The organism is Agromyces mediolanus, assembly GCF_023715325.1.
GTDB lineage: Bacteria > Actinomycetota > Actinomycetes > Actinomycetales > Microbacteriaceae > Agromyces > Agromyces mediolanus_A.
This window is the reverse complement of the sequence record NZ_JAMBNX010000005.1, coordinates 33,171-59,637: the sequence shown is the minus strand read 5'-3', so window position 1 is coordinate 59,637 and position 26,467 is coordinate 33,171. Positions and strand designations below refer to the sequence as shown.

Genomic DNA, 26,467 nt, shown 5'->3' with positions numbered 1-26,467 from the left:
CCTGTGCTCGACATCCGATGCCCTTCCGTGGTGTGCGTTCCTTGCACCCCATGATGGCCGATCCCGACCGGTCGGTTCCAGATCCAGTCGGCGGATCCGGTGACGGCGGGGCGACGAACGGGGACCGTCCAGTTCTCCACCGCGTCAGGCGTGCGAGCCGCGTCGCGGGTTCGTGACGACGGGCAGGTTCCGCGGCCCGGTCGGCCGGGCCCATTCCGCGGCGTTGGCGAGGACACGGCGGATGTCTGGCCGGTGGTAGATCGGGTACTTCTGATCGCCCGGACTGAAGTAGAACACCCGCCCGCGACCGCGCTGGAAGGTGACGCCCGAGCGGAACACCTCGCCGCCCTCGAAGCCGCTGATGAACACGAGTTCGTCGGGGGCAGGGATGTCGAAGAACTCGCCGTAGGTCTCGTGGGCGTCGAGCACGAGCGGATTCGGCACGCCGACGGCGATCGGATGCGCGGGAGCCACCGTCCACACGAGCTCGCGCTCGCCCTCGTTGCGCCACCGCAGCGAACAGGTGGTCCCCATGAGTCGCGTGAACACCCGGGAGAAGTGGCCGGAGTGCAAGACCACGAGCCCCATGCCGGCGAGCACCTGCTCGCAGACGCGGTCGACGATCGCGTCGCTGACGTCCTCGTGTGCGCGGTGCCCCCACCAGAACAGGACGTCGGTGTCGGCGAGGGCGGCCTCGGTCAGACCGTGCTCGGGCTCCCCGAGCGTCGCCGTCCGGACGGACGCCTCCGGCAGCAGCTCCCGCAGGCCGTCGGCGATGGCGCCGTGAATGCCGTCCGGGTAGTCCGCCTCGATGGCGGGTTCCTCGACCTCGTGAAGGTACTCGTTCCAGACCAGCAGCCGAATCGGTGCGTTCATAGGGTCTCCCCTCGCGTGTGCAGGCGTTCGTAGAGATCGAGACTCAACGCCGCCGTCCAGCTGAAACGCAGGGTACCGCGCGGCTCGCCGCTGTGCGGGTCGACATACTCCGGGAAATCGTGCTCGAGCCCGAGGTCCGCCATGCGACTCGCGAGGCCCCGCGCTTCCTCGGCGAAGCCGCGCTCGTGGAGCGCTTCCGCGATGAGCCACGCCGTGTTGAACCACGACGGCCCGCGCCAGTACCTCGCGGAGTCGAACGTCGGCGCGGTGAGGTCGTGGCTCGGCACGAGCGCCGCCCGACCGAGCGCGAAGTGCTCGCCCTCGAGCGTCGCGAGGAGCTCGGCGGTGTGCGGCAGGTCGGGGATGAGCAGCGGCGCGACGCCCGACACCGTGCGGAACCGCTGCAGCTGCCCGGACACGACGTCCCGCGCGACATAGCACCCGAGCTCGGGCACCCACAGCGACCCGAGGGACGCCGTGATCGCGCGCGCCCGCTCGACGTGGGGCGCCGGATCGTGGCCGAGGAGCTCGGCGATCTGGCCGAGCGCCCACTCCGATCGTGCGTACAGCGCGTTCACGGCGGGGTCCTCGAGCACGAACGGATGGCCGTCGTCGCGGTCGTCGCAGTCATGGTCGCGGTACCGGGCCGCGAGGGAGAGATACTTGCCGTACTCCGCGTTCGACGGCCGGTGGCTCGCGTCGGCGTGGTCGAGGTCGGGTCGGGGGATGTCTTCGCCGAAGGTGTCGCCGATCGCGGCGAGCGGTGCGTCCCAGTACGGCGAATTGTCCATGCCGCTCTCCCAGGGGTGCACCACGTGCACGAGTCCCGATGCCGCGGTGCGGCGTCGGGCGAGGTAGCCGTGCCACGCGCGGAGCCGGTCGTAGGCGCGCGGGAGGAAGCGCCGACGATCGGAGGCCTCGGGGTCTGCCTGGTGCACGAGGAGCGCCGCGAGCGCGTGGTTTGGGGGCTGGATCAGCCCCGAGGTCGGCACGGGCGGCGAGTTCGGGATCAGGTCGCTGCGCCAGAACGCCGCCCCGGGCGAGTACTGCACGTCCAGCCGCGGATTGAACACGATCTGCGGGAGCCGCCCGTCGCCCCACTGCGCACTGAAGATCGTGTCGAGCTCCTGCTGTGCCCGGCGCGGCGAGATATGGCGGAGCCCGATGGCGATGAAGGCCGAGTCCCAGCTCCACTGGTGCGGGTACAGCCCCGCCGCGGGCACGGTGTAGCTGCCCCGCCAGTTGCGGGCGAGCACGCGGGTGGCGGCGGCGATCGCAAGGTCGCTCACAGGTACCGCCTGAGCAGCGGCGGCACCGACGGCAGCACCTCGGCCGCCGCGCCCGAGAGCCGGCTCTCGATCGCGATCGGTCCGTCGTATCCGATGGCCTGCAGCGTCGCCCCGAACAGGGCCCAGTCGAGGTGCCCGGCGCCGGGCTCGAGGCGGTTCGAGTCGCTCGCCTGCACGTGACCGATGTACGGGCCGGCCTCGATGAGCGCGGCAGCCGGGTCGGCCTCCTCGATGTTCATGTGGTACGTGTCGGCGCCGATGCGGACCGAATCGAGGCCGATGAGCCGGATGAGCTCGACGGCGTCGCTGAGCCGGTTGACCATGTGGTCCTCGTACCGGTTGAGGGGTTCGAGGAGAATGGCGACACCGAGCGAGGCCGCGAGTTCGCCGAGCGTTCCCAACGCGTCGACCAGGACGGCGGTGTCCTCCTGGGGCGTTCGCGGCGGCTCGAACGGCGGCAGCCGTCGTGAGAACATGCCCCACGAGGCGGGAGTCATCGCGCCCCGGCCGCCGAGCTCGGCGATGATCCGGAGCTGGTCGGCCATCTGGGCGATGGCGTCACGGCGGAGCTCGGCGTCGAAGGCGCCGATGAAGTGGCTCATCTCGACGCACACGGTCGGCATCGGCACCCCGTTCGCCGCGGCCCGCCGGAGCTCGGGCAGGCGCGCGGCGAAGCTGCCGTCGCCGCGGCCCCGCAGCTCGATGCCGTCGAAGCCCCACGACTGCGCGAGCTCCCACTTCTGCTCGAGCGAGTCGCCCTCCAGCACCTGTTCCTGCACGCAGATCGCGTTGACCGCGTTCATCGAGCCCCCTCCCGCAGGTCGATGACGACCTGCAGAGCCTGGCCGGCGTGCTCGTCGAGCATCCGATAGACGTCAGCGACCTCGCCGAGGGGCACGGTGTGGGAGATCAGCGCGAGCACGTCGAGCCGGCCGTCCTCGGCGAGCCCGAGCACCGTGCGGTTCAGCCGGAGTCGATCCCAGCGATGGGCGACGGACGGCCCCGAGCCCGAGATCTGCGAGCTGACGATCTGGACGCGATTGTGGTGGAACTCCTCGCCCAGCCTGAGCCCGACCGCGTCGCCCTGGAGGAAGCCCGACGCGACGACCCGGGAGTTGTAGGCGACCGAGCGGACCGCCTCGTGGAGGGCTCGCGCGTTGCCGGAGATCTCGATGGCGACGTCCGCCCCCCGGCCGTCGGTGAGCTCGCGGATGCGCTCGGCCACGGCGTCCGCCGGGTCGAGGGCGTGCTCGGCGCCGAGGCTCAGGGCCAGGTCACGGCGCGCGGCGATGCCGTCGACGGCGATGACGCGGCCGCCGTTCAGGCGCGCGAGCTGGGCGACGAGCTGGCCGGGGACACCGAGTCCGAACACCGCCACGGTCTCGCCGACGTGGACGTCGGCGTCGATGACCGCGTTCAGTGCGACCGCGCCGATGTGCGAGAAGATGCCGATGCGAGGGTCGACCCCTGGCCGGAGCCGTCGGGGCGCCGCGAAGGCGGCGTCGATCACGGCGGACGTGCGATGACCCCAGGTGCCCCACACCAGGTCGCCGACCGCGACGGTGCTGGGTTGGGCGACCTCGACCACCTCGCCCACCTCTTCGTACCCGAGCACCATGACGGGGAACGCCGGTGCGGCGGCACCGTCGGCGAAGAGCCGGGATTCCGCGTCCCACGTCTTCGTGACGTGCGGGCTGGTGCCCCGATAGGCGGTCAGCTCGGTGCCGGCCGAGATGCCGGAGAACAGGGTGCGCACGCGCACCTGTCCGGCGTCGAGCGGAGCCTCCGCCTCCTCGACGAGTTCGACGACCCGAGCCTCGGGAAACGTCACGCGCGAACCCATGCCTCCACACCCTTCCTCGCCGCCCCTCGACGTCGTGGCGACGGAGCAACCCTACGCGGGCGGTTCTGAAGCTGCAAGCAATTCATCCATGGATCGGACTAAACATTTCTTGCTAGATCAAGGCACATTGCGTCTCAATTTCTAGTTAGGGCTTGTGGTTGGACATAACTCCGGTGTTCAATGAGCGCAGCACCGCACGGCCGCGTGGGATGTGTCGACGTCGACCAAGCGAGTGCCCCGCCTTCGGGCGGCCCCCGCCCACGTGACCGAAATGAGAACTCATGCGCAACGTCCGCGCAGGCATCATCGCCGCAGCAGCGGCATCCGCCCTGGTCCTCACCGGCTGTTCGCCCGACACCGGCGACGACGCCGGCGACACGACGATCACCGTCTGGACGCTCGAAGATGTGGCCGAGCGCGTCGAGGCGCAGCAGGCGATGCTCGACGCGTACGCCGAGGAGGCGGGCGTCGAGATCGAGCTCACCGCGCTCGCGACCGACCAGCTCGCCACCGTGCTCGCCTCCTCGGCGGCATCCGGCGAACTGCCCGATGTGATCGGTGCGGTGCCCCTCAACTCCCTCTACCAGCTGCAGACCGACGGGGTCCTCGACGAGGCCGCCGCCGCCTCGATCGTCGAGTCGCTCGGAGCGGACACCTTCTCCGATCGATCGCTCGAGCTGACGCAGAACGACGGGGAGCAGCTCGGCGTGCCGAGCGACAGCTGGGCGCAGCTGCTCTTCTACCGCACCGACCTGTTCGAGCAGGCGGGCCTCGAGCCCCCGACCGACTACGACTCGATCATGGCGGCCGCGACCGCGCTGGATTCCCCCGAGCTCGCAGGCATCGTCGCCGCGACCGCGCCGGCCGACTCGTTCACGCAGCAGACGTTCGAGCACTTCGCGCTCGCCAACGGCTGCGAGCTCGTGGACGACGCCGCCGAGATCACCCTCGACAGCCCCGAGTGCGTCGAGGCGATCGACTTCTACACCTCGCTCATCACCGACGGCTCGGTCGCGGGCAATCAAGACGCCGACACCACGCGGGCCGAGTACTTCTCGGGCGGCGCCGCGATGATCGTCTGGTCGTCGTTCCTCCTGGACGAGCTCGCGGGTCTTCGCAACGACGCGCTGCCCACGTGCGCCGAGTGCCAGGCCGACTCGAGCTTCCTCGCCGCCAACACCGGCATCGTCAGCGCCATCGAGGGGCCGAACAGCGCCGAGCCGGCTTCGTTCGGCGAGATCGTCTCGTGGGCGGTGCTCGACGACGCCTCCGACGGCACGCAGGAGCTCGTCGAGTACTTGATGGGCGACGGCTACCTCGACTGGCTCGCCGTCGCTCCGGAAGGAAAGGTCCCGACCCGGCTCGGCACCGCCGACGACGCCAGCGCCTTCAGCGACGGTTGGCAGGAGCTCGAGGCGGGCGTGGACACCAAGGCGCTGCTGTCCTCGGTGCTGCCCGCCGAGGTGCTCCAGTCGGTCCTCGAAGCACCCGAGTCCTTCAGCCGCTGGGGCCTGCCGCAGGGCCAGGGCGCGCTCGCCGGCGCAGTGAGCGGGCAGTTCGTGCTGCCGGGCATCCTGTCCGAAACGATCAACTCGGGGCTGAGCGCCGAAGACGCGGCCCGGCAGGCCGCAGAAGAGGCCAACGTGATCAAGGCAGACCTCGGCCTCTAGCCGACCGAACGAGAGGGGCGCCCGGTCTGCGCGCGACGCGGACCGGGCACCCGACCGGAGGAGCAGCATCATGACGGCTACCGAGCCAGACCGCGGGCGGGCGGCCCAGCCGCCGTCGGCCGACCGGCCGCGTGCGAGACGTCGGCGGACGCTCACGCAGAAGGATGCCCGCACGGGCCTCGCACTGATGAGTCCGACCCTGATCATCGTGCTGACGGTCGTCGTGCTCCCGCTGATCTGGGCCGTCGTCATCTCCTTCCAGGAGCTGACCCTCATCCAGATCGGCACCGCCGATCCGTTCAGCGGATTCACCCTCGAGAACTACGAGCGCGTGTTGCGTTCGGGCGCGCTGTGGGCGAGCCTCGCGACGACCATCGGCTACACGATCGGTTCGGTCGTGCTGGTCGTCTTCCTCGGCACGGTCGCCGCCCTCGTCGTCCGCCGGCCGTTCCGCGGCCGGACGCTCGTGCGGGCCGCCTTCCTGCTCCCCTACGTCGCTCCCGTCGTCGCCGTCACCTTCGTCTGGCGGATCATGCTGAACCCCGAGTTCGGCATCGTCAACGAGTTCGGGCAGAACGTGCTCGGCTGGGATGAGCCGATCCCGTTCCTCACGCAGGCCGTCGCCCACTGGAAATTCCTGGGGCTGTCGATTCCGGTGCCGACCGCGCTGCTCACGGTCATCGCCTTCGAGGGGTGGCGGTACTTCCCGTTCGCGTTCCTCTTCATCATGGCGAGGCTCGAGGGCATGTCCCGGGAGCCCGAGGAGGCGGCCCTGGTCGACGGCGCCGGCCCCTGGCAGACCTTCCGCTACATCGTGTGGCCGCAGCTCGTGCCGATCATCGGCGTGCTCGCGGTGCTCCGCACCATCTGGACCTTCAACGAGTTCGACGACATCTTCCTGCTGACCGGTGGCGCCGCCGGCACGCAGGTGGCGAGCGTCCTCGTCTACGAGCTGCTCACCGTGCAGCGCAACGTCGGCGCGGCCTCGGCCATGTCGGTCGTGCTCGCGGTGCTGCTCATCGTCATGCTCGGCGTCTACGTGCTCATCATGCGCCGGAGAGGAGAGAGCCTGTGACCACCGCAACCGCGAGCGCGGCCGTCGCCGAGGCGGCGGGGGCCCGGGCACTCAAGCCGCGCCGCCGGCCGCCCGCCGCCCGACGGCAGCGCGCCGCCCTCGGCATCCTGAGATGGGTCACCATCGCGCTCTTCCTGGTCGCGACGCTGCTGCCGTTCCTGTACATGCTGCTGCTGTCGGTGCGTCCGATCGAGAGCCTGCTGCGCAACCCTTCGCAGATCCTGCCCTCGCTCGACGAGCTCACCCTCGAGACCTACCGCGACGTGCTCGCCCCGGTCGCCGACGGCGGGCAGGGATTCCTGACCTTTCTCGGCAACAGCGCGATCGTCGCGATCAGCTCGGTCGTGCTCGCCCTGCTCATCGCGATCCCGGGCGCGTACGCCATCTCGCGACTGCCGTTCATCGGGCGCCGGCAGGTGAGCGCACTGTTCCTCGCGACCTACCTCTTCCCCGCGATCATCATCGCGATCCCGCTGTTCGTCATGTTCACCCGGATCGGACTGCGCGGCTCGCTCGCGGGGCTCGTGATCGTCTACCTGGCGCAGACCGTGCCCGTCGCGATCTACATGATCCGCAACTACTTCCAGACCGTGCCCGAGTCGGTGGAGGAGGCCGGGCTCATGGACGGGCTCTCGCGGCTCGGCGTACTGCGGCGCATCACCCTGCCGCTCTCGCTGCCCTCGCTCATGGCCACCGGGCTGTTCGTGTTCATGATCGCGTGGAACGAGTTCCTCTTCGCGCTACTGTTCCTCGTCGACAAGCGCCCGCTCTGGACCGTGTCGCTGGGATTGTCGCAGTTGTCCGGCAGCATTGAGGTACCGACCACCGTCTTGATGGCCGGTTCGGTGGTGCTCACACTGCCGATCATCATTCTGTTCTTCCTGACCGAGCGGCTGCTCACCGGCGGACTCACCGCCGGAGCCGAGAAGGGGTAGGCGAGCATGGCGGGCACTTCAGTCAGCGCGTCGGCGGGCGACATCCTCGCTCTGGTGCGGTCGGGCCGGGCGCGCACGCGGCGCGACGTGCAGGAGATCACCGGGCTGTCGCGATCGACGTTGGCACTGCGGATGGCGCAGCTGATCAACGCGGGCTACGTCCGGGAGGTCGGGCAGGCCGCGGGGTCGACGGGTCGCCCGGCGAAGATCCTCTCGTTCGACGAAGCGCGCCAACTCGTGCTCGCGGTCGACCTCGGCGCAACGCACGCGAACCTCGCCATCGTCGATGCGGGCGGGCAGATCGTCGCACAGGCGCACGCCGAGCTGCGCATCGACCTCGCCCCCGACGAGACCCTCCGCAACCTCGCGAAGCGACTCGCCGAGCTGCTGACGCGCGCCCGCCGATCGATCGACGAGGTCGTCGGCGTCGGCGTCGGCATCCCGGCGCCGGTGCGCTTCTCCACGCAGCGGCCGAACTACCCGCCGATGATGCCCGGCTGGCACGACTTCCCGATCGCCGAGACGCTCCGGACGCTGCTCGGCGTGCCGGTCTTCGTCGACAACGACGCCAATCTCATGGGCCTCGGTGAGAGCCGCGCCCGCTACCCCGATGCACCGAGCCTGCTGTTCGTCAAGGTCGGCACGGGCATCGGCGCGGGCGTCATCCTCCATGGCGAGCCTGAGCGCGGCATCGCCGGGGGCGCCGGCGATATCGGCCACATCCGACTGCCGGGCGCCACGCACCGATGCACCTGCGGGGCCTACGGATGCCTCGCCACCGAGGCCAGCGGCGGCGCCATCGCGCGGATGCTCCGCGAGGGTGGCCGTGACGTGCACTCCGCGTCCGAGGTGAGTCGCCTCGTCGGCGACGGGGACCCGCGCGCGGTCGAGCTCACCGAGCGTGCCGGCCGCCTCCTCGGCGACGTGCTCGCCACGTCGGTCGCGCTCCTGAACCCGTCGGTGGTGGTACTCGGCGGCGCGATGTCCTCGCACGGCGCCACCCTGCTCGATGCGGTTCGCGAGCGGATCTACGAGCGCACGGTCCCGCTCGCGACCCGCGAGCTGTTCATCGCATCGAGCTCGCTCGGCGGCGACGCCGCCATCCAAGGGGCGCGCCATCTCGTCATCGACCAGGTCTTCTCCGCGGATGCCGTCGACTCGCGCCTCGAGCTGGTGGGCTGAATGGAGCTCGGCTTCGACGGCCGGGTCTTCGCCCGGTACGTGCCCGATGGCACACCCCGCCCGTATCTCGACCGCCTGAGCACCGTCGACGGCGTCCCGCTGTTGCGCGAGCTCGGCGGGGCGCCGCTTCCCGACGGCTCCGACGATCACCCGCACCACCGGGGGGTCTGGTGGGGTCACCGCGCGGTGAACGGTGCCGACCTCTGGACCGAGTTCGCGGGGCACGGCTCGATCGTGAGCCTCGGCCCGGTGACGCGCCACGACTCGCCGACGACGGTCACGGTCGCGCACGACGCCGTCTGGCTCGACTCGTCCGGTGCGCCGCTGCTCACCGAGCACCGTGTCGTCCGGGCCCACCGGCCGGGCGCCGACGGCACCCAGGCCCTCGACCTCGAGGGCACTCTCGAACCAACCCTGGCGCGCTTCGACGGGCTCAGCGAACCAGGGGCGACCGCCGGTGCGGTGACGCTCGCGGACACCAAAGAGGCGGGACTCGTCGCCGTGCGCGTCACCCCCGAGCTGGAGGAACGGCGAGGCGGACGCATCCAGACGTCCGAGGGCGCCGTGGGTGAAGCTCGTGCCTGGGGCCGCCCGGCACGGTGGTGCGCCTACGCGGGCCGCGTGGGCGCCGCCGAGGTCGGCCTGGCGGTGCTCGACCATCCGTCGAACCCGGGCCATCCGGTGCACTGGCACGTGCGCGACTACGGGCTGCTCGCGGCCAACCCGTTCGGGCTGTCGGACTTCCCCGGGGGCGAGAGCGCCGACGGCACGATGATCCTCGAACCCGGCGAGCGGGTCACGTTCCGGCATCGGCTCCTGACGTTCAGCGGGCCGCTCGACTCCGCCGTGATCGACGAGCACGCCGAACGGTACGGGGCATCCTGATGCGCTGGGCGATCTGCAACGAGATCCTCGAACACCTGCCGCTCGCGGACGCCTTCGACGCGTTCGCCGACGCCGGCTACCGCGCGCTCGAGCTCGCGCCCTTCACGCTCGCCGCCGACGCGTCCCCGAGCGAGGCCGACGCCCTCGCGGTCCGCCGCCTCGCCGACGAGCGCGGGCTCGCGATCCTCGGCATGCACTGGCTGCTCGCCCGGACCGAGGGGCTGCACGTCGCCGAGCCGGCCCTGCGACACCGCACGCTCGAGCACCTGCGCTCGCTGACCCGGTCGTGCGCCGCGATGGGCGGCACGATCATGGTGTTCGGCTCGCCCGCGCAACGCAGTACGCCGCCCGGGATGCGACCCGTCGACGCACGGGCCCATGCCCTCGAGCTCTTCGCGGCGTGGGCCGAGACCGCCGAGGAAGCCGGCGTGACGATCTGCCTCGAAGCGCTCCCGCGCGACGAGACGGACTTCATGACCACGACGCGCGAGGTGATCGACGTCGTGCGTGAGCTGGACTCCCCCGCCGTGCGCCTCGTCCTCGATGTGAAGAGCATGGCCGACGAGCCGACGCCCATGCCCGAGCTGATCCGCCTCGCGGCACCGCACGTCGCGCACGTGCAGGCGAACGACGCCAACCGCGGTGGACCGGGCTTCGGCGACACCGACTTCGTACCGATCCTCGCGACCCTGCACGAGATCGGGTACGACGGGGATGTCTCCGTGGAGGCGTTCGACTATCGGCCCGACCCGATGACCGTCGTCCGCGGCAGCATCCGGACCCTGCGTCTCGCCGGCCGCGCCGCCGGCCTCCCCACCACCTGATCGCACCGGAAAGGCCCGACTGCATGCTCGCCCGTCAACTCGTCTCCCGCGCCGTCCGGCAGATGGACCTCGAACCCGTCGACCTCCCGGAGGAGCCCGCCCCTGGCGGGATCATCGCGACCGCCGGGGTCACTTTGATCAGCCCGGGCACGGAGGTGGCGAACTATCTCGGCCGGACGACGCAGCGCACCCCCGAGACGACGGAGCCCTACGTGCCCGGCTACTCGTTCGCGGGGGTGGTCACGGCCGCGCATCCCGACGCCCCGTTCCGGGTCGGCGAACGCATCGCCGGGCCGCTGCCCCACGCGTCCGCGGCCGACGAGGCCAGGCCCGAACGGCTGGCGAGGATGACGCGCATCCCCGACGGCGTCAGCGACACCGAGGCCGCATTCACCCAGCTCGCGGCCATCGCCCTCAACGCCGTGCGCGCAGGGGAGCTGCAGCTCGGTCAGCGGGTCGTCGTGGTGGGCGCAGGACTCGTGGGCCTGCTCGCGGCGCAGCTCGCGCGGCTGAACGGCGCGCATCCCGTGGTGACCCTCGATCTCATGCCCGAGCGGCGCGCGAGGGCCGTGCAGCTCGGCTTCGCGAGCTTCGACACGTCCGATCCCGCCGATGAGGCGGCGCTGCACTCGCTCGCACCGGACGGCTTCGACGTCGTCATCGAGGCGACCGGATCGCCCATGGCGTTCGTGCCGGCGCTGCGGCTCGCCGCTCGCGGCGGACGGGTCGTCCTGCTCGGCAGCACCCGCGGGGCGGTGCCCGACTTCAGCCCCTACGACGACATCCACCTGAAGGGGCTGACCGTGGTGGGTGCGCACGTGTCCACGTCACCGCGGCAGGCGACCGCCAGGGACAAGTGGACCGAAGCCGAGAACCGGCGCGTGCTCCTCGAGCTGATCGCCGAGGGACGGCTCGACGTGGCGAGCCTCGTCACCGACACCGTCGGCCCGCACCAGGCATCGGCCGCGTTCGACGACCTCGCCGACCGCCCCGCCGAGCACCTCGGCATCGCCATCGATTGGAGCCGGCCGTGACCACCCCGTTCCCGGGCGCGACGAGCGTCTCCATCCTCGACGTGTACTCCTGGGAGGCGCCCGACGGCCTGCCCGGCGGCAGCCCGCATCTGCACACCGCGTGCAGCGAGGGCTACGTCGTGGTCGGCGGCGCGGGCCGGGTGCAGACGCTCGACGCGAGCGGGTTCCGCGAGACGCCGCTGCGCGACGGGAGCGTCGTGTGGTTCGGTCCGGGGGTCATCCACCGGCTCGTGAACGAGGGCGGACTGCGGATCGTCGTCGTGATGCAGAACAACGGACTGCCCGAGGCCGGCGACGCCGTGCTGACCTTTCCCGACGTGCACCTCGCGAGCGCTGAGGACTACGCCCGAGTCGCCGCGCTCACGCCCGGCGACGAAGCGGCCTCGGCGCGACGCCGCCAGGCGCTCGCGGTGGAGGGGTTCACCCGGCTCCGGTCCGACGTGGAACGCGAGGGGCCAGCAGCACTGGAAGCGTTCTACGCCGCCGCCGCGGACCTCGTCTCGCCGAAGGTGCCGCGCTGGCGCGACACCTGGCACGCGGGCCCGGCGGCCTCCGTCGCGGCCACCGCACGCCAGCTGGACGCGCTCGAAGCGGGGGCGCCCAGCCATCTCGCCGAGGGCCGGGTCTCGGCGCAGGACGGCACCCCGCGATTCGGGATGTGCGGCCGGCTCTCGACCTACACCTTCGATCCGACGGGCTGACGCCGGGCCGAATCACCCGGCGTTCAAGCGGCGGCCCTCCGTCGGCGGCCGACGTACGTCAGCGCGGCACCGACGAGCAGCAGCACACCGACGAGCAGCGAGGTGTTCCCGCTGTCGACCCCGAGCTCGGGGATCCGCTGGGGGTCGTTCTTCGCAGCGGCCGGCTTCGCTGGGGCGACCGGCGCCGGGGCCGTGACGGTGCCGTCCGCAGCGATGACCGTGAGGTCGCCGGAGACGTACTCGACGCCGTCCTCGTCCACGAGCACGATGTGGTGCACGCCTGGTTCGAGGTTCGCCGGGAGTGTGAAGGTGCCGCGCAGGTTCCCGGCTGCGTCCGCGGTCAGCTCGCCGAGCCTCACCGGGGTGGAGCGCACCCAGACCTCGACGATCTCGCCGGCCGTGAAGCCGGCGCCGGTCACCTCGAGCTCTGCGCCCGCCTTCGCCGCGGTTGCCGGGGTCGTGTTCACCGGCGTGGCGGGGACGGTGTCCGCGCCCAGCACGACGCCGTCGTACTCCGCACTGGCGGACGCCAGGCCGTCGACGGCACGGACCGTGAACGAGTACTCGCCGGCGACGGTCGGGATGCCGGAGAGCAGCCCGGCCTCGGTCAGGGTGAGCCCGGCGGGCAGATCGCCTTCGACGCTGAAGGCGGCGGGGCGGCTCGCGGTGAACGTGAACTCGAACGGCGCGCCGACCTTGATCTCCGGCAGGGTGGCCGGGCTGGTGATCTGGATCGGGTCCGGGATCACCGGGGCGGGACTCACCGCGCCGCCGTACATGCGGAGTGCGGTTCCGTACTGGTTCGACAGCAGGACGGTGAACCAGAACGGGCCCGACTGCGTCGGGGTGCCGGACAGGATGCCGTGCTCGGACAACGACGTGCCCGCCGGAGTGGTGCCGCTGACGATGGAGAACGTCGCCGACTGGTCTGAGGTGAAGAGGTAGCTGAACGGTCGGCCCACCTGGAAGTCGAGGGGGCTGAACGGGTCGGTGAACTGCGGTGCGGGCGGATCGACGAAGATGATGAACGACCTCACGACCTGACCCGCCGGGTAGTCGGGGTTGGACAGGGTCACCATGAACTGGAACGCACCGGCCACCGTCGGGACGCCGGAGATCACGCCGGAGCCGCTCATCGACAGGCCCGTCGGCAGCTTGCCCGCGATGACGCCGATCTCGGACCAATTGGCGCCGACCACCTGAGCGGAGTACTGCTGATCGGCCTTCGCCCTCGCGAACAACGGCTGACCGAATGACGGCATCGCCCATTTCACCGAGCCGGTGAACTGCTGAGTGAAGAACTGGCCGTTCACGAAGGCACGAAGCGTGAAGTCGTAGGCGCCCGCGACCGTCGGGGTGCCGGACAGTCGGAGCTGTCCGGCACCGATGTACGCGAGCGTCACCCCGTCGGGGAGACGGCCTCCGACGACTCCGAACGAGGTGGCTCCCTCAGCGAGCAGCACGGCGTCGGCCGCCACGTGCTGCTCGAGCGGCGGCAGCGCCTTCGTCACCCACGGGTCGACCGGGGCGGGCGCCGTCACCTCCACGGTGAAGTCCGCGAGGTCGAACCTCCCGTTCCCCCACGCCTCGACCGTGATGGGGAAGGACCCCGCAACGGTCGGGGTGCCGGAGATCGTGTCGCCGATCAAGGTCAGGCCGGCCGGCAGCGCGCCGGACGACACGTTGTACCAGGTGGCATTCTGCGCGAGCAGGGTCTGCGAGTAGGCGGTGCCGACCACCGCGCCAGGCAGCGAAGCGGTCACCCAGGTGACCGCCGCCGCGGCCGCGTTCACCGTCCCGGAGAAGACCTGGTACGCCATGGCGCCGGCGTCGTTGCTCACCGCGGCGATCTGCACCGAGTACGGCCCGGGTGTCACCGGGGTGCCCGTGACCGTCCCGGCCGGGCCCATGCGCAGCCCGGCCGGAAGGGCTCCCGCGGTGACCGCGAAGTAGTCGACGGGAGCGGCCTCCAGCTGGATGGCGCCGACATCCTCCCCGACGGTGAGGTCACCGAGCGTGGTGGTGACCCACTCGGGGCCCTGCGGCGGCTCGGCCGCCACGGCCGGCGCGGCGGCGAACACCGAGGCCGCGGCGAGGGCCACCGCGATCAGCGCAGCACCGAACGTGCGACGTCGCTTCGTAGAGGTACGCATGGGGTGAGCAGGTTCCTTCCGTGGTGCCCGCGCGGCGCAATGCACCACGGGCTTCGGTACGACGTGCGGGGTCAGCGGCGGGACGGATCAGCGTCGAGTCGTGCAGCGCCGAGATGCTGGAACCCCTTCTTGGATCCAACCATGCGGAAGGTGATCTCCGCCTCAGTTGGACGCGCACAGTGCGGAGTCGGCTGCCCCCAGTTCTGAGGGCACGGCGACCGCCCGCTCCGTCGTCGGCGGGGCACCACCAGGACGGCGAGGCCGACGCCGATGACCGCGAGCCCCAGCCAACCGACGGGCGGCAGCGACTCCCCGACCACCGTGACGGCGAGGACGGCGGCCACGGCCGGTTCGCCCAGGGTGAGGGTGGTAGCCGTGCTCGCGCGGATGCGGTCGAGTCCGACGCCGAAGCAGACGTAGCCGAGGAACATCGGCACCAGGGCCAGGTAGACCGCGACCGACACGGTCATCGGGCTGGCGAGGATCGGCCCGCCGGTCACGAGCACCACCGGCAGCAGCGCGAGCCCGCCCACCCCGAACACCGCCCCCATCGCGGCCGCCCGAGGCACACCGCCGCGCATCACCCGGTGGACCGCCCAGCTGTACACGGCATAGGCGGCGCCCGCCGCCAGGCCGAGCGCTACGCCCCCGACCGTCGCCGCCGCGTCGGATCCGATTTCCTCCGCCCCGGCGAGGCAGAGGACCGTGCTGCCGCCGACGGCGAGAAGGGCCGCGACCGCCCAGCGCGGCGAGAAGCGCACCCGGTCGACGACCCGTTCGAGCACGGCCGAGAAGAGCGGGGTCGAGGCGATGGACACGACCGTGCCGACCGCGACACCGGCGAGCCGCATGGAGGCGTAGAAGGCCAACGGGTAGACGACGACGGCCGCCGCCCCGAGCAGGACGAGACCCCGCATCCGGCCGAGTCCGGCGCGCGACGCACGGAGCGCGGGCACGGCGATCAGCGCTTGCAGGAGCCCACCGACCCCCATGGCGAAGGCGCCGACGGCGATCGGCGGCACCGACGGCGCGAGACTCGCCGCCGTGCCCGTGGTCCCCCAGAGCAGAGCTGCGGTGAGTACCGCGAGCGTGCCGGCCGTCGAGCGGTTCACCGCTCGACGATCAGCTCGGCGGCGATCCGTCGGGCGTCGCGCAGCCGCTGGTCGCTCCCCTCGAGACCCGCGCGGGCCATCGCACCCTCGAGGAGGAAGGCGAGGTGCTCGGCGACATGCTCGGCCCGCGCCGGATCGACGAGTTCCCGCACCCCGTCGAGGAGCAGCCGCTCGACCTCTTCCTTGTGCGCGCGGACGGCGCGCCGGCCCGGCGCATCGCTGGGCAGCTCGGCCGCGGCGTTCAGCAGGCCGCAGCCGCGGAACCCGTGCTCGTAGGCGGCGCCGGCGTGGTCGAGGTACGCGTCGAAGACGGCCAGGACGCGCTCGGCGGGCCCCGCGGCGCTGGCCGCGCGTGCCCGGAACAGCCCGAGCCACTCCTCGTGCCGGGCTTCGAGATAGGCCTCCACCAACGCAGCCTTCGAGTCGAAGTTGTTGTAGAGGCTCATCTTCGCTACCCCTGCCTCGGCCGTGATCGCGTCGATCCCCGTCGCGCTCACCCCGTCGGCGTAGAACCGCCGGGCGGCCGCCTCGAGGATGCGCTGTCGCGCGCCGCCCTGGCGGCGTGTCGCTTCTGCCGGCATCCTGCCCTCCTCGACTTAGGTAGACCAGTCTACCTAATTTCAGCGGAAGCACGACGGTGCAGGGGTCGGCGAGACCGTCGCGCCAGGAATCAGCCGGGCCGAGGCCGCCTTGGTACGCTCGCTCACATGGTCGGGTCCATCAGCTTCGTTCAGGCCACCGTCGCCGATGTGCCCGAGATCGAGACGCTGATACGGGCTGCCTACTCGGGCTACATCGAGCGCATCGGCCGGGAACCCGCTCCGATGAACGCGGACTACCTCGAACCGGTGCAAGCCGGACGGGTGCTCCTGGCATGGCGCGGGAGCGAACTGCTCGGAGTCATGGTGACGGAGGCTCACCCGGACCATCTCCTGGTCGAGAACCTCGCCGTCGCTCCCGAAGCACAGGGGATGGGAATCGGCGGGCGGCTGCTGGACGCCGCCGAGGCGGAGGCGGTGACGCTCGGGCTCGGAGAGGTGCGCCTGTACACGAACGCGAAGATGACCGAGAACCTGAGCTACTACCCGCGTCGAGGGTACCGCGAGGTGGATCGCCGCACTGAGGACGGGTTCGATCGGGTCTACTTCACGTACGTCCTCCGCTCGACGAGCTGAGTCCGCGAACGCGACGGTGAGACCGCGCCGCTGACGCCGGCGGCCCTCCTCGATGCTCGAGGCGTCCGACGGACGGTCAGGGCACGATGTGGCCGGCCGCGCGGAACAGCTCGTACCATTCGCTCCGGCTGAGCCGCAGCTCGGAGCCGTGCGCGGCGGCGGCCAGCCGGGCCGGTTTGGTGGTGCCGAGGACGACCTGGATATCGGCGGGATGCCGGGTCAGCCACGCCGTCGCGACCGCGATGGGCTCCACGCCGTACCGGGCCGCGATCCGGTCGATCACCGCGTTCAGCTCGGTGTACTGCTCGGAGCCGAGAAACACCCCGGCCGCGCCCTGGAATGGCGCCCACGCCTGCAGGGTGATGCCGTGCAGGCGCGCGTAGTCGACGATGCCGCCGCCGTCGCGCACGACGGACTGCTCGTCGCTCATGTTCGCCGCGATGCCCTGGGCGATCGCCGAGGCGTGCACGAGTGAGAGCTGGATCTGGTTGACCACGATCGGCTGATCGAGCGATCGCCGGAGCAGCTCGATCTGGCCGGGCGTGTGGTTCGACACCCCGAAGGCGCGCACCTTGCCCGATGCATGCAGCTCATCGAAGGCCCGGGCGACCTCGTCGGGCTCGACCAGGGCATCGGGCCGATGCAGCAGCAGCACGTCGATGCGGTCCGTGTCGAGGGCCGCGAGCGAGCCCTCCACGGAGTCGACGATGTGCTCGTACGAGAAGTCGAACGCGCTCTCGCCCTTCACGATGCCGCACTTCGTCTGAAGCGTGAGCTCGTCGCGCTCGGCGGGGCTGAGCCGGAGCGCATCGGCGAACCGGCGCTCGCAGCCGTGCAGCTCGCGGCCGTAGATGTCCGCGTGGTCGATGTACGTGACGCCCGCGGCGCGCGCGGTGTCGACGAGCTCGCGGATGGCGGCGTCGTCGAGATCCTCGATGCGCATGGCGCCGAGGAGGAGGTTCGGCACTTCCAGGCCGGTGCTGCCGAGCGGGACGCGCTTCACGGACGGCTCGGGGGCGGCGGGGGCGACGGTCATCCGGATCCTTCGTTCGACGGGGACGAATCAGGGGGCAGTGGGCCGCTCCCGACGTTACCGCCCGACGGGCGCTGGCCGCACCCGCCCATGCGACACCGGGACTGGGAGTCCGCTCCCGGGCCGGACGCACCGCGCGGCCCGCAATGCCCAGCCATCCCGCCGTTGGGTGCCAGACTGGTGCGATGAGCGACGACGCGGACCGCTGGGGCATCGACGAGCTCGACGGGCTCACCCACACGTTGATCGCCCACCGGATCCAGGGCTGGGAAGTCATGGTCGGCGGCGGACCCGACCGCTTCATCGTCACCGCAACCACCGACGACGGCAACCGGGTCGCCAACGCGATCAACGGCGCGCCGGCGGATGATGACGAGACCGTCGAACTGACCGTCGGCGGCCAAGCCGTCGACTACCCCGCGACGTATGCCCTCGCGCGGAACGAGACGCGACGTGCGCTCCTCGATCTCGAGTCCGGAGTCCTGCCGGATGACCGCTGGGAGCAGCTGAGCTAGCGGCAGCACCGCGGCCTCGACCCCTCCGGCACGTCGCTCTGCTCGCGTCGAGGAGTCGCCGCGGAGAGTAGCCTGGCGTGAAGCGAGGGGGCAGAACTTGAACGCACAGCACACGGTCACCGACCCGCAGGATCTCGCGTTTCTGCGTCGCTGCGTCGAACTCGCACGCGAGGCGCTGGAGGCGGGCGACGAACCGTTCGGCTCACTGCTCGTCGATTCCACCGGAGCCGTTCGCTTTGAGGACCGCAATCGAGTCGCCGACGGCGACGAGACCCGGCATCCCGAATTCGAGATCGCGCGCTGGGCCGCCGAGAACCTGACTCAGGCCGAGCGTCGGCACGCGGTCGTGTACACCTCCGGCGAGCACTGCCCGATGTGCTCGGCAGCGCACGCCTGGGTCGGCCTCGGCCGGATCGTCTACGCCACCGCGTCCGCGCAGCTGGTGCAGTGGCGCGCCGACTGGGGGCTCGAGCCCGGGCCGGTCGCCGCGCTGCCGATCAACGCCGTCGCACCGGGGATCCCCGTCACCGGCCCGGCGCCCGAGCTCATCGACGAGGTCAAGGAACTGCAGCGCCGGCGATACCGCTCGGCGACGGACCGCTAGCGACGGCGACGCACCCCAACGCTCACCCGCCACCCGAAACGACGAACGCCCCCGCACACAGCGGGGGCGTTTCGAGTGGGGCGTGGTCTGAGATCTCACTGATCCGCACCGTGGGTGCCCTCTGATTCGTCTCGCGTCACGGTAATCCTCCGCGCCACCGCGATAATCCTCTGCCGACGTCTGCGGTGGGACTCTCGGTCCATTCGGTGAGGTCCTTCCGGCGTAGAAGGGCACAGGCGGCGCCGACCTAGTCGTTGAACTCGCGGCGCCCGGGTCTAGCTTGCCCAGGGCCCGCGTCTTCCGCGGACCGCGGTGGACTCTGACGTGTGCCGGGACACGATCGACAGCTTGTGCGGTACCGGCCGGGCCCGCCAGCCTGCGGCCCGTTCAACCATCCGTCGGGCTCGGCGTCGCCCGCAGGGGCGCGAGGCGGTTGGCATATCCGTTCTGCGGTCTCACGCGCAGCGGAGATGCCCCCAACCCCGAGCACGGTATTCACCCTCGTTCGGGGGTGGTCGGCACGCCGGAGTCTCCTTGAATTGGCCTTGGGTCCTCTGTACGGTGACTGAGAGTGGACCTTGAGCTCGTGCTCGGTCTGCGATTCGGGAGATTCGGGATGGGGCGCGCTCGGCGCGCCCGAAAAAAGGGGGGACCCTCAGGATGACGCCTGCGTTCAAACGACCTCGAACGGGGACGAGGACACAACCTGGACGTCGGCGAACCGCCGGCGTCCGTCCGTATTCGAGGCTGCTCGCCGGCCTCGCGAGTGGTCTGCTCGCGACCGCGAGCCTGGTTGGACTCGGCGCCCTCTCGGCTGCTCCTGCGGCGGCGGCGCCGGGTGACGCCTTCCCCGCCGCCGACCCGCTGGTGTTCGTCGCGCAGGGCGTGCCGACCGGTTTGAACAAGGCAGTCACCGACGCCGCCGGCAATGTGAGCTTCAGCCCTGAAGGTCCAGTCTCGGCGGTCTCGTACAACGCCATCGGATACAACACGGCGAACAACTACCTGTACGGCATCGTCACCGCCGGAAACGCCGCCCTCCCGACTTCATCCCTGATTCGGATCGGTGAGGGTGGGGTCATCACGCGCGTGGGAACCCAGACCTACGGAATAAACGCCAACGTCGGCGCATTCGGTGGCGACGGGCTCTTCTACATCACCACCAGCGGGTCGAACACGCTCACCGCGATCAACGTGAGCACCGGCGCGGTGGCCCGCACGGTGACGCTGAGCCAAGCGTCGCAGGTGTCCGACTTCACGTTCGCCAACGGCTTCTTCTGGGGTCACTCAACCAGCGGTGGAGCGTCGCAGATCGCGCGCATCAATCCAGCCTCGGGCACTGTCACGTTCTACCCGGCCCCGTTCTTCCTGAATGGTGCGACCGATGTCTCCGGTGCGAACTGGACCTATGGCAACGGAAACCTGGGCTTCTCCCAGAACAGCTCCGGAACAGTGACACAGATCGCGGTCACGAACCCGGGCAGCGCGACGCCGACCTTCACCGTCGTGTCGAGGACGACCGGTCCCGGGAGCGGGAACAACGACGGCGCCGCCTCGCCCGGTCAGCCGACCGACCTCGCGATCGAGAAGACGGGTCCGGCGGTGCTCCTGCCGGCCGGTGGCCCGGTCGAATACACGCTGACCGTGACGAACAACGGCCCGGGCAACTCGAGCGGGTACTCCGTCCGTGATGCGGTTCCCGCGCCGCTGACCGGTGCCGCCTCGAGCACGCCCGGCTGCACCGTCGCGGGCGCCGACGTCGTCTGCACCGGTGGTCGTCTCGTGGCCGGTGACTCGACCACGATCACGATCACCGCGAACGCTCCGGCGAACGTGACCTCCGCCGTAACGAACACCGCGAGGGTCACGGCCAACGAGCAGGACCCGAACACCGCGAACAACACCTCGTCGACGACGGCGAACCCGGCCTCCGTGTCGTTCGTCAAGCACGCGGGCACCCCCGTCGACGCCAACAGCGACGGCATCGTCGACGCCGGCGACACGATCGAGTACACCTTCACGGTCACGAACACCGGCCTCGTCGCGCTCAACGACGTCGCGGTCGACGACCCGAAGATCGGAGCGGTCACTTGCCCGGCAGGCGCGCTCGCGCCCGGCGCGACCGTGACGTGCACGGCGGATGCGGCGTACACGATCACCGCCGACGACGAAACGGCCGGCGGAGTCGACAACTCGGCCACCGCGACCGCGACGCCGGAGGGCACCTCGACGCCGATCACCTCGGCGCCGTCGACGACCCACACGCCGACGACCGCGCCGGCGCCGAACCTGTCGGTCGTGAAGTCGGCGTCCCCGTCGGACGCGGCTGCCTACACGGTCGGGCAGGCGATCACCTACTCCTTCGTTGTCACCAACACGGGCAACGTGCCGATCAGCGATATCGCGATCGACGAGGCGTCGTTCTCGGGGAGTGACCCGATGGGTGCGATCACTTGTCCCGCCGGCACGGACACTCTTGCTCCGAACGAGCAGGTCATCTGCACGGCCGACTACACCCTCACCCAGGCCGATGTCGACGCACTGTCCCTGACGAACTCCGCGACAGCGACCGGCACCCCGCCCGGGGGCGAGAAGATCACCACGCCGCCGTCCGAGGTCACGATCCCGGTGGCCCCGGCCCCGGCGATCTCGCTCGTCAAGAGCGTCAGCCCGGCGAAGCCGACGAAGGCTGGGGAAACGCTCAACTACTCGTTCGCGGTGACGAACACCGGGAACGTGACGGTGCAGAGCGCGGCGATCACCGAGCTCGCATTCTCGGGCACCGGTCCTGCTCCCGTGGCGAGCTGCCCGGCTGACCCGTTCATCCCCGGCCAGACCGTAACGTGCACCGCCGAGTACGAGCTCACGCAGGCCGACGTCGACGCGGGAACGGTGACGAACACCGCGACCGCGTCCGCCGACGGACCCGCCACTCTGGACCCGGTTTCGGGGCCGTCGTCGGCGGCGGTCACGATCGAGGCCGCACCCGCTCTCACCGTGGTCAAGTCGGGAAGCGTCGCCGGCAGCGGCGTCGCGGGTGAGGTGATCACCTACTCCTTCCTCGTGACGAACACGGGCAACGTGACCGTGTCGGACATCGCCGTCGAGGAGGGCGAGTTCTCCGGCACCGGAACCCTCGGTGCAGTGACCTGCCCCGACCCGACCCTCGCCCCGACCGGGACGACGACCTGCACCGCGGAGTACACGCTCACGCAGGCCGACATCGATGCCGGTGAGGTGACGAACTCGGCGACCGCGACCGGCACGCCGCCCGGCGGTGGGAAGATCACCACGCCGCCGTCCGAGACGACCGTCGACACCGACCGGACCCCCGAGCTCACCCTCGTGAAGTCCGCGAACCCGCAGGCGGTCACCAAGGCCGGCGACACCGTCGAGTACTCCTTCCTCGTCACGAACACCGGGACGGTCACACTGACCGACCCGGTCATCGACGAGGCCGCGTTCTCAGGAAGCGCCGGCCCGCTGGAAGTCAGCTGCCCGGCCGGGACGACGCTGGCGCCGAACGATCCGGTCACCTGCACGGCCAGCTACGTCGTCACGCAGGACGACGTGGATGCCGGCGAGGTGACGAACACCGCGACCGCGACCGCGACGCCGCCCGCGGGTGTCGATGTGCCGGTGTCGGAGCCGTCGACGGCGACCGTCACCGCCGCGGCTGCGCCCGGGCTCGAGCTCGTGAAGTCCGCCGACGTGACCACCGTCACGGCGGCAGGGCAGCGCATCGTCTACTCGTTCCTCGTCACGAACACTGGGAATGTCTCGATGTCCAACATCGAGATCGCCGATGACAACTTCACCGGCACCGGTGTGCTGCCGCCCGCGGTCTGCCCGGAGCGCTCGCTCGCACCGGGTGACGCGCAGACCTGCACCAGCACCTACACGGTGACCCAAGCGGACGTCGACGCAGGCACGCTGCAGAACACGGCGAGTGCGACGGGAACGCCGCCGGGCTCGGAGACCCCGATCCCGTCGGAGCCCTCGACGACCACCGTCGCGGTCGAGCAGGAGCCCGGCCTCACGGTCGTGAAGTCCGCGTCGCCCAATGCTCCGGTCGACTTCCGCGCCGGCGAGACGATCACCTACTCGTTCGTCGTGACGAACACCGGGAACGTGACCCTGACCGACGTCTCAGTCGTCGAGGGCGAGTTCACCGGGTCGGGGACGCTCGAGGCGCCGATCTGTCCCGCTGGGGCGGCATCGCTGGCACCGGGCGACCAGGTGGTGTGCAGCACCGAGTACACGGTGACCCAGGCCGACATCGACGCGGGTGAGATCACCAACACCGCTACAGCGGAGGGCAACCCGCCCGGTTCCGGGGAGAAGGTGCCGTCGGAGCCGTCGACCGTGATCGTCCCGCAGCCGGCGAACCCCGCCGCGACCGTGGTGAAGACCGCCGACGTGCAGAAGGTCACGAAGGCTGGCCAACTCGTGACGTACTCGTTCACGGTGACGAACACGGGCAACACGAGCCTGAGCGATCCGGTCATCAACGAGGGCCGGTTCACCGGTCGCGGCAAGCTCACCGCGCCGGTGTGCCCGGCGGAGCCCGCTGAGCTCCTGCCCGGCCAGACGATCGTGTGCACGGCGAGCTACGTCGTCGTCGCGGCCGACCTGATCGGCGAGCCGCTCGAGAACACCGCCACGGTCACGGTCACGCCGCCCGGCGGCGATCCGGTCACCTCCGAGCCGTCCACAGCGAAGATCACCGAGGTCGCCGTCCCGCCGGCGTCCAACGATCCGCTCGCGACGACCGGCACGACGATCGCCTGGGGCCTCGGGATCGCCGCGATCGGGCTGTTCGGGATCGGCGGGATGCTCATGATCCGGCGCCGCCGCCTGGCTGAGTAGGCCGGCGGTACCGAACTCGGGCCGCGGAACCATCCGGTTCCGCGGCCCGAGCTGTTCATCCCGACCAACGCGGTGCGCAGTCGCATCACGTCGATTTGCCAGGCGCTCGGCGCGACAACCCGCGCCGAAGCCGTCGCCGCGGCCGCTGGGCTGAGCTGATCGGCGGCATGATCAAAAGAGCCGAAAACCAGAGGCTGCTCACGTGTTCGAGCAGGGCCCAGTCATTTCTCAAGCGCCCACGCCCGCCACCCGAAACGACGAACGCCCCCGCACTCAGCGGGGGCGTTTCGAGTGGGGCGTGATCTGAAATCTCTCAGATCCGCATCATCACCGAGCACTGATTCTGTGCTTCAGTGGGTAATCCTCTCGCATGAGCGGAAAAATCCTCCAGCGCGATTTCAATCGGTGCGCGAGCCCGAGTGGATGGGCTCATCTCAGATGGATGAGTGGTCGTCGAATCTCCGCCGCCTTCGGGGACAAGACGTGCCGCCTCTGGACTTGAGAGGTGCCGCCGTCCCTCGCAAAGACTCGCGTTTGTCAAAACCGCAAACGATCAACTCCTCCCAGAGAAGCACGCCAATGTCTTGTTCGCCCATCCACGACCGGGCGCCCGTCCTCATACCTGCCGAATTCGCCACTGAGTGGCTCAATAGCGACCAGCCGCTCCGCAACCTGGTCGACAACACCCTCACCCGGGCGGGAAGCATGCAGGAGCACATCGCTGCAACCCCCATTCTGAAGCGGCCGTAGCCGACCGCAGGCCACCCGCGTCGCGAAGTTCATCCTGTCAGGCTCGCGACGTCGGCAGATCCCGCGCTACCTCATGACGCCGGGTGAACCTCCGGCTGAATCGACCAACTTGGGAAGCAGCGAGTCAGCAGGCCAAGCGATTGTGAGCGTCACGCCGTCGAGGCGGCAGATGGCGAGGTCAAAGCCACCTGTGGAGAATCGAGCAGCAAGGTGTTCTTCGCCATCGACGATCACCCCGACGGAGTCTGCCGGTGTTGGCTCGCCCGCCGCGAAGTTATCACGCAGGTCAGCGAGATGAGCTTGCGCTGCATCGGCCTCGGAGAAACCAGGAAGGTGCTTCCACGTCCGGACTCGCACTTCCTGCTCAGCGTCGGTAAGGTAGCCGGCCTCCCCAAAGATTGTTGTGCCGTTGTGCGATTCCCAGCTCCAACCCCGGAGCATCAGCGGCTCGCCGGGTTCAGCGACCACAAGTGATGCACCGAACCCGGCGATCTCGCGACGGTCCGTTTCGGTCGGATCGAAGGGACGGTCTTGAGTGCGCTTCATAGCTTTACGCTACGCTCCTTGCTTCAGTCCGCAACGGCCAGTCCGGAGTTGCAGCCAACGCCATTACTCAGCAGCACGCATCTCCTATCTGGGTAACTACACCCACTTCGAAGCGTTCGAAATCAGAGGTGAACGACGAATGCGCGCTCCCGGCGGCACAACAGTCCTCGCACCTTCCTCGTCGTCTCCGCAAACCTCCGCGCCACAACGAACCGCAAGGCGGACGACCGGTGCCGAGCGTCAGGCAACTCGCACGCTCGGCACTTCCTCTGGTCAGCTCGTCCGCGCTGCGGGTGCTGCGGCGACGCCGGCCGCGAGACGCGGGGACGCCTGTCCTCGGATGAAGATCAGCAGCACGAGTGCGCCGATCATGAGCAGCCAGGTCGCCGCGCCGACGAGAGCGAGGGCGGCGTTGGTCGTGCCTGAGGCGTTCTCGTCGATACCGCCCACCGCGAGGAACCCGGTCGGGTCGGTGAGTCCGTGCAGGATGACGGCCCAGATGAGGTTGCCCGTGACTCGCATGACGAGGTACATGAGCACACCGAAGCAGAACGTGTACACGAGCGTGTACGCGACGGTGCCGACAGGCTGTCCCGTGAAGATGTTGGTCGAGTGCATCAGGGCGAAAAACAACGAGGAGACCGCTGCGACCGCCCACTCCTTGTGACCCGCCTTGCGCATCAACTCGACCACGAGGCCACGGAAGAGCAGTTCCTCAGCCAAGCCGACCAAGAGGCCGGAGAGCATGGCGACGGCGACGACGCCGGCGCTGTAGAGGCCCCAGTCGATACCGATCAGCCGTAGCACGATCGGAATCAGCACGAGCACCGGCGCGATCCACATCCACCACCGGCGGTAGACGGGCTGCCTGGTGAACAGCGGACCCGGCAGCCACCCCAGGGTCCATGCGAACGCGAGAAGCACCACGGACCCGAGGAGCACGGCGAAGCCAACCTGCGCGAACACGCTCCCCGGCGACTCCAGCAGCGCCTGCCCCTCGACCCCGGCAAAGAGCGGCGTGAAGAGCAACGGGAGGAACTGATAAATGACGCCGTAGACGACGACCACAATGAGCGCCTTCCACCACCCGCCGCGGTTCCAAAACGCGCGCCAGCCGGACGCGCCGGCCACCGTTGCTTCGTGATCGGCCACTGAACGTTCCCTTCTCCCCGACGGGGGCGCAGTCGACACCCCGGCATGCTCGTACCGCACCCGACGAATGCGCCGCGAGCCCTTCGACGATACTGTCGACGCTCCCGACCGCGCGCGCGTCGGCCGAGACTTCACCTAGGTGAATCCGACGCGCCAGAATGTGAACGATGTTCCCGGTGACGAAGTTCCGCCCACCGGTCTCCGCCGCCCATGCGGTCGCGAGACCGGCAGTCTTCGAACGCGC

22 protein-coding genes are annotated in these 26,467 nt (G+C 70.2%); 12 read left to right on the top strand and 10 right to left on the bottom strand.

Features of this window, described 5'->3' with window-relative positions:
- Positions 1–144 precede the first annotated feature (144 nt).
- From M3147_RS10215 to M3147_RS10200, 4 genes are read right to left on the bottom strand one after another with little or no spacing between them, the layout of a single operon-like run.
- Complete coding sequence (locus M3147_RS10215) at positions 145–876, bottom strand: ThuA domain-containing protein (RefSeq protein ID WP_251203370.1); 732 nt, start codon at positions 874–876, stop codon at positions 145–147.
- Complete coding sequence (locus tag M3147_RS10210; protein WP_251203369.1) at positions 873–2,165, bottom strand: MGH1-like glycoside hydrolase domain-containing protein; 1,293 nt, start codon at positions 2,163–2,165, stop codon at positions 873–875. The genes M3147_RS10215 and M3147_RS10210 overlap by 4 nt, the downstream gene beginning before the upstream one ends.
- Positions 2,162–2,968 carry a sugar phosphate isomerase/epimerase family protein gene (locus tag M3147_RS10205; RefSeq protein WP_251203368.1) on the bottom strand — a complete coding sequence of 269 codons (807 nt, stop codon included), beginning with the start codon at positions 2,966–2,968 and terminating at the stop codon, positions 2,162–2,164. The genes M3147_RS10210 and M3147_RS10205 overlap by 4 nt, the downstream gene beginning before the upstream one ends.
- Positions 2,965–3,996 (bottom strand): zinc-dependent alcohol dehydrogenase, encoded by a 1,032-nt coding sequence (locus M3147_RS10200; RefSeq protein ID WP_251203367.1) that lies wholly within the window; start codon positions 3,994–3,996, stop codon positions 2,965–2,967. Before M3147_RS10200 ends, M3147_RS10205 begins: the two co-directional genes overlap by 4 nt.
- Before the next feature lie 293 nt (positions 3,997–4,289).
- Here M3147_RS10200 and M3147_RS10195 point away from each other — a divergent pair, with 293 nt between their 5' ends.
- The 8 genes from M3147_RS10195 to M3147_RS10160 all read left to right on the top strand — a co-directional run bounded on the left by M3147_RS10195 (position 4,290) and on the right by M3147_RS10160 (position 12,314).
- Positions 4,290–5,678: an ABC transporter substrate-binding protein gene (locus M3147_RS10195; RefSeq protein ID WP_251203366.1), complete on the top strand. Its 1,389-nt coding sequence runs from the start codon at positions 4,290–4,292 to the stop codon at positions 5,676–5,678.
- 70 nt (positions 5,679–5,748) lie between these two features.
- Positions 5,749–6,753 (top strand): carbohydrate ABC transporter permease, encoded by a 1,005-nt coding sequence (locus M3147_RS10190; RefSeq protein WP_251203365.1) that lies wholly within the window; start codon positions 5,749–5,751, stop codon positions 6,751–6,753.
- On the top strand, positions 6,750–7,688 hold the full coding sequence (locus M3147_RS10185) for a carbohydrate ABC transporter permease (RefSeq protein WP_251203364.1): 939 nt from the start codon (positions 6,750–6,752) through the stop codon (positions 7,686–7,688). Before M3147_RS10190 ends, M3147_RS10185 begins: the two co-directional genes overlap by 4 nt.
- 6 nt (positions 7,689–7,694) lie before the next feature.
- Complete coding sequence (locus M3147_RS10180) at positions 7,695–8,870, top strand: ROK family transcriptional regulator (RefSeq protein WP_251203363.1); 1,176 nt, start codon at positions 7,695–7,697, stop codon at positions 8,868–8,870.
- Positions 8,871–9,755, top strand: coding sequence for a PmoA family protein (locus tag M3147_RS10175; RefSeq protein ID WP_251203362.1), 885 nt, complete (start codon positions 8,871–8,873; stop codon positions 9,753–9,755).
- Entirely contained in the window at positions 9,755–10,579 is an 825-nt protein-coding gene (locus tag M3147_RS10170) for a sugar phosphate isomerase/epimerase family protein (protein ID WP_251203361.1), read from the top strand. Before M3147_RS10175 ends, M3147_RS10170 begins: the two co-directional genes overlap by 1 nt.
- A 23-nt stretch (positions 10,580–10,602) precedes the next feature.
- Positions 10,603–11,613 carry a zinc-dependent alcohol dehydrogenase gene (locus tag M3147_RS10165; protein ID WP_251203360.1) on the top strand — a complete coding sequence of 337 codons (1,011 nt, stop codon included), beginning with the start codon at positions 10,603–10,605 and terminating at the stop codon, positions 11,611–11,613.
- Positions 11,610–12,314, top strand: a complete 705-nt coding sequence (locus M3147_RS10160) for a cupin domain-containing protein (protein ID WP_251203359.1) — start codon at positions 11,610–11,612, stop codon at positions 12,312–12,314. The genes M3147_RS10165 and M3147_RS10160 overlap by 4 nt, the downstream gene beginning before the upstream one ends.
- A 23-nt stretch (positions 12,315–12,337) precedes the next feature.
- On the opposite strand, the gene M3147_RS10155 is transcribed toward M3147_RS10160, so the two are convergent.
- From M3147_RS10155 to M3147_RS10145, 3 genes are all read right to left on the bottom strand, one after another.
- Positions 12,338–14,467 carry a putative Ig domain-containing protein gene (locus M3147_RS10155; RefSeq protein WP_251203358.1) on the bottom strand — a complete coding sequence of 710 codons (2,130 nt, stop codon included), beginning with the start codon at positions 14,465–14,467 and terminating at the stop codon, positions 12,338–12,340.
- Positions 14,468–14,538: 71 nt separating this feature from the next.
- Positions 14,539–15,579 carry a DMT family transporter gene (locus tag M3147_RS10150; RefSeq protein WP_251203357.1) on the bottom strand — a complete coding sequence of 347 codons (1,041 nt, stop codon included), beginning with the start codon at positions 15,577–15,579 and terminating at the stop codon, positions 14,539–14,541.
- Positions 15,576–16,160 carry a TetR/AcrR family transcriptional regulator gene (locus M3147_RS10145; RefSeq protein ID WP_251203356.1) on the bottom strand — a complete coding sequence of 195 codons (585 nt, stop codon included), beginning with the start codon at positions 16,158–16,160 and terminating at the stop codon, positions 15,576–15,578. The genes M3147_RS10150 and M3147_RS10145 overlap by 4 nt, the downstream gene beginning before the upstream one ends.
- 126 nt (positions 16,161–16,286) lie before the next feature.
- Between M3147_RS10145 and M3147_RS10140 the strand changes: the two genes are divergently transcribed.
- Positions 16,287–16,754: a GNAT family N-acetyltransferase gene (locus M3147_RS10140; RefSeq protein ID WP_251203355.1), complete on the top strand. Its 468-nt coding sequence runs from the start codon at positions 16,287–16,289 to the stop codon at positions 16,752–16,754.
- Positions 16,755–16,830: 76 nt separating this feature from the next.
- Here the strand turns inward: M3147_RS10140 and M3147_RS10135 are convergent, their stop codons facing one another.
- Positions 16,831–17,790: an aldo/keto reductase gene (locus M3147_RS10135; RefSeq protein ID WP_251203354.1), complete on the bottom strand. Its 960-nt coding sequence runs from the start codon at positions 17,788–17,790 to the stop codon at positions 16,831–16,833.
- Between the two features lie 182 nt (positions 17,791–17,972).
- Here M3147_RS10135 and M3147_RS10130 point away from each other — a divergent pair, with 182 nt between their 5' ends.
- The 3 genes from M3147_RS10130 (at position 17,973) to M3147_RS10120 (ending at position 23,775) form a co-directional block, all read left to right on the top strand.
- Entirely contained in the window at positions 17,973–18,302 is a 330-nt protein-coding gene (locus M3147_RS10130; protein WP_251203353.1) for a hypothetical protein, read from the top strand.
- Between the two features lie 97 nt (positions 18,303–18,399).
- Entirely contained in the window at positions 18,400–18,906 is a 507-nt protein-coding gene (locus M3147_RS10125) for a nucleoside deaminase (protein WP_251203352.1), read from the top strand.
- A 660-nt stretch (positions 18,907–19,566) separates the two neighbouring features.
- Complete coding sequence (locus M3147_RS10120) at positions 19,567–23,775, top strand: DUF11 domain-containing protein (RefSeq protein ID WP_251203351.1); 4,209 nt, start codon at positions 19,567–19,569, stop codon at positions 23,773–23,775.
- Positions 23,776–24,591: 816 nt separating this feature from the next.
- Here M3147_RS10120 and M3147_RS10115 read toward each other — a convergent pair.
- Both M3147_RS10115 and M3147_RS19530 read right to left on the bottom strand, forming a co-directional pair.
- A complete protein-coding gene (locus M3147_RS10115; RefSeq protein ID WP_251203350.1) occupies positions 24,592–25,071 on the bottom strand; it encodes a hypothetical protein in 480 nt (159 codons plus the stop codon).
- A 273-nt stretch (positions 25,072–25,344) separates the two neighbouring features.
- Positions 25,345–26,223, bottom strand: a complete 879-nt coding sequence (locus tag M3147_RS19530) for a CPBP family intramembrane glutamic endopeptidase (RefSeq protein ID WP_251203349.1) — start codon at positions 26,221–26,223, stop codon at positions 25,345–25,347.
- Positions 26,224–26,467: the final 244 nt, after the last annotated feature.

Excerpts from the sequence above, each read along its gene's own strand:
- M3147_RS10130 (WP_251203353.1), top strand. The coding sequence starts at position 17,973 with ATGAGCGACGACGCGGACCGCTGGGGCATCGACGAGCTCGACGGGCTC.
- M3147_RS10135 (WP_251203354.1), bottom strand. The coding sequence starts at position 17,790 with ATGACCGTCGCCCCCGCCGCCCCCGAGCCGTCCGTGAAGCGCGTCCCG.
- M3147_RS10140 (WP_251203355.1), top strand. The coding sequence starts at position 16,287 with ATGGTCGGGTCCATCAGCTTCGTTCAGGCCACCGTCGCCGATGTGCCC.
- M3147_RS10165 (WP_251203360.1), top strand. The coding sequence starts at position 10,603 with ATGCTCGCCCGTCAACTCGTCTCCCGCGCCGTCCGGCAGATGGACCTC.
- M3147_RS10115 (WP_251203350.1), bottom strand. The coding sequence starts at position 25,071 with ATGAAGCGCACTCAAGACCGTCCCTTCGATCCGACCGAAACGGACCGT.
- M3147_RS10205 (WP_251203368.1), bottom strand. The coding sequence starts at position 2,968 with ATGAACGCGGTCAACGCGATCTGCGTGCAGGAACAGGTGCTGGAGGGC.
- M3147_RS10145 (WP_251203356.1), bottom strand. The coding sequence starts at position 16,160 with ATGCCGGCAGAAGCGACACGCCGCCAGGGCGGCGCGCGACAGCGCATC.
- M3147_RS10175 (WP_251203362.1), top strand. The coding sequence starts at position 8,871 with ATGGAGCTCGGCTTCGACGGCCGGGTCTTCGCCCGGTACGTGCCCGAT.
- M3147_RS10180 (WP_251203363.1), top strand. The coding sequence starts at position 7,695 with ATGGCGGGCACTTCAGTCAGCGCGTCGGCGGGCGACATCCTCGCTCTG.
- M3147_RS10190 (WP_251203365.1), top strand. The coding sequence starts at position 5,749 with ATGACGGCTACCGAGCCAGACCGCGGGCGGGCGGCCCAGCCGCCGTCG.
- M3147_RS10215 (WP_251203370.1), bottom strand. The coding sequence starts at position 876 with ATGAACGCACCGATTCGGCTGCTGGTCTGGAACGAGTACCTTCACGAG.
- M3147_RS10120 (WP_251203351.1), top strand. The coding sequence starts at position 19,567 with ATGACGCCTGCGTTCAAACGACCTCGAACGGGGACGAGGACACAACCT.
- M3147_RS10170 (WP_251203361.1), top strand. The coding sequence starts at position 9,755 with ATGCGCTGGGCGATCTGCAACGAGATCCTCGAACACCTGCCGCTCGCG.
- M3147_RS10155 (WP_251203358.1), bottom strand. The coding sequence starts at position 14,467 with ATGCGTACCTCTACGAAGCGACGTCGCACGTTCGGTGCTGCGCTGATC.
- M3147_RS10195 (WP_251203366.1), top strand. The coding sequence starts at position 4,290 with ATGCGCAACGTCCGCGCAGGCATCATCGCCGCAGCAGCGGCATCCGCC.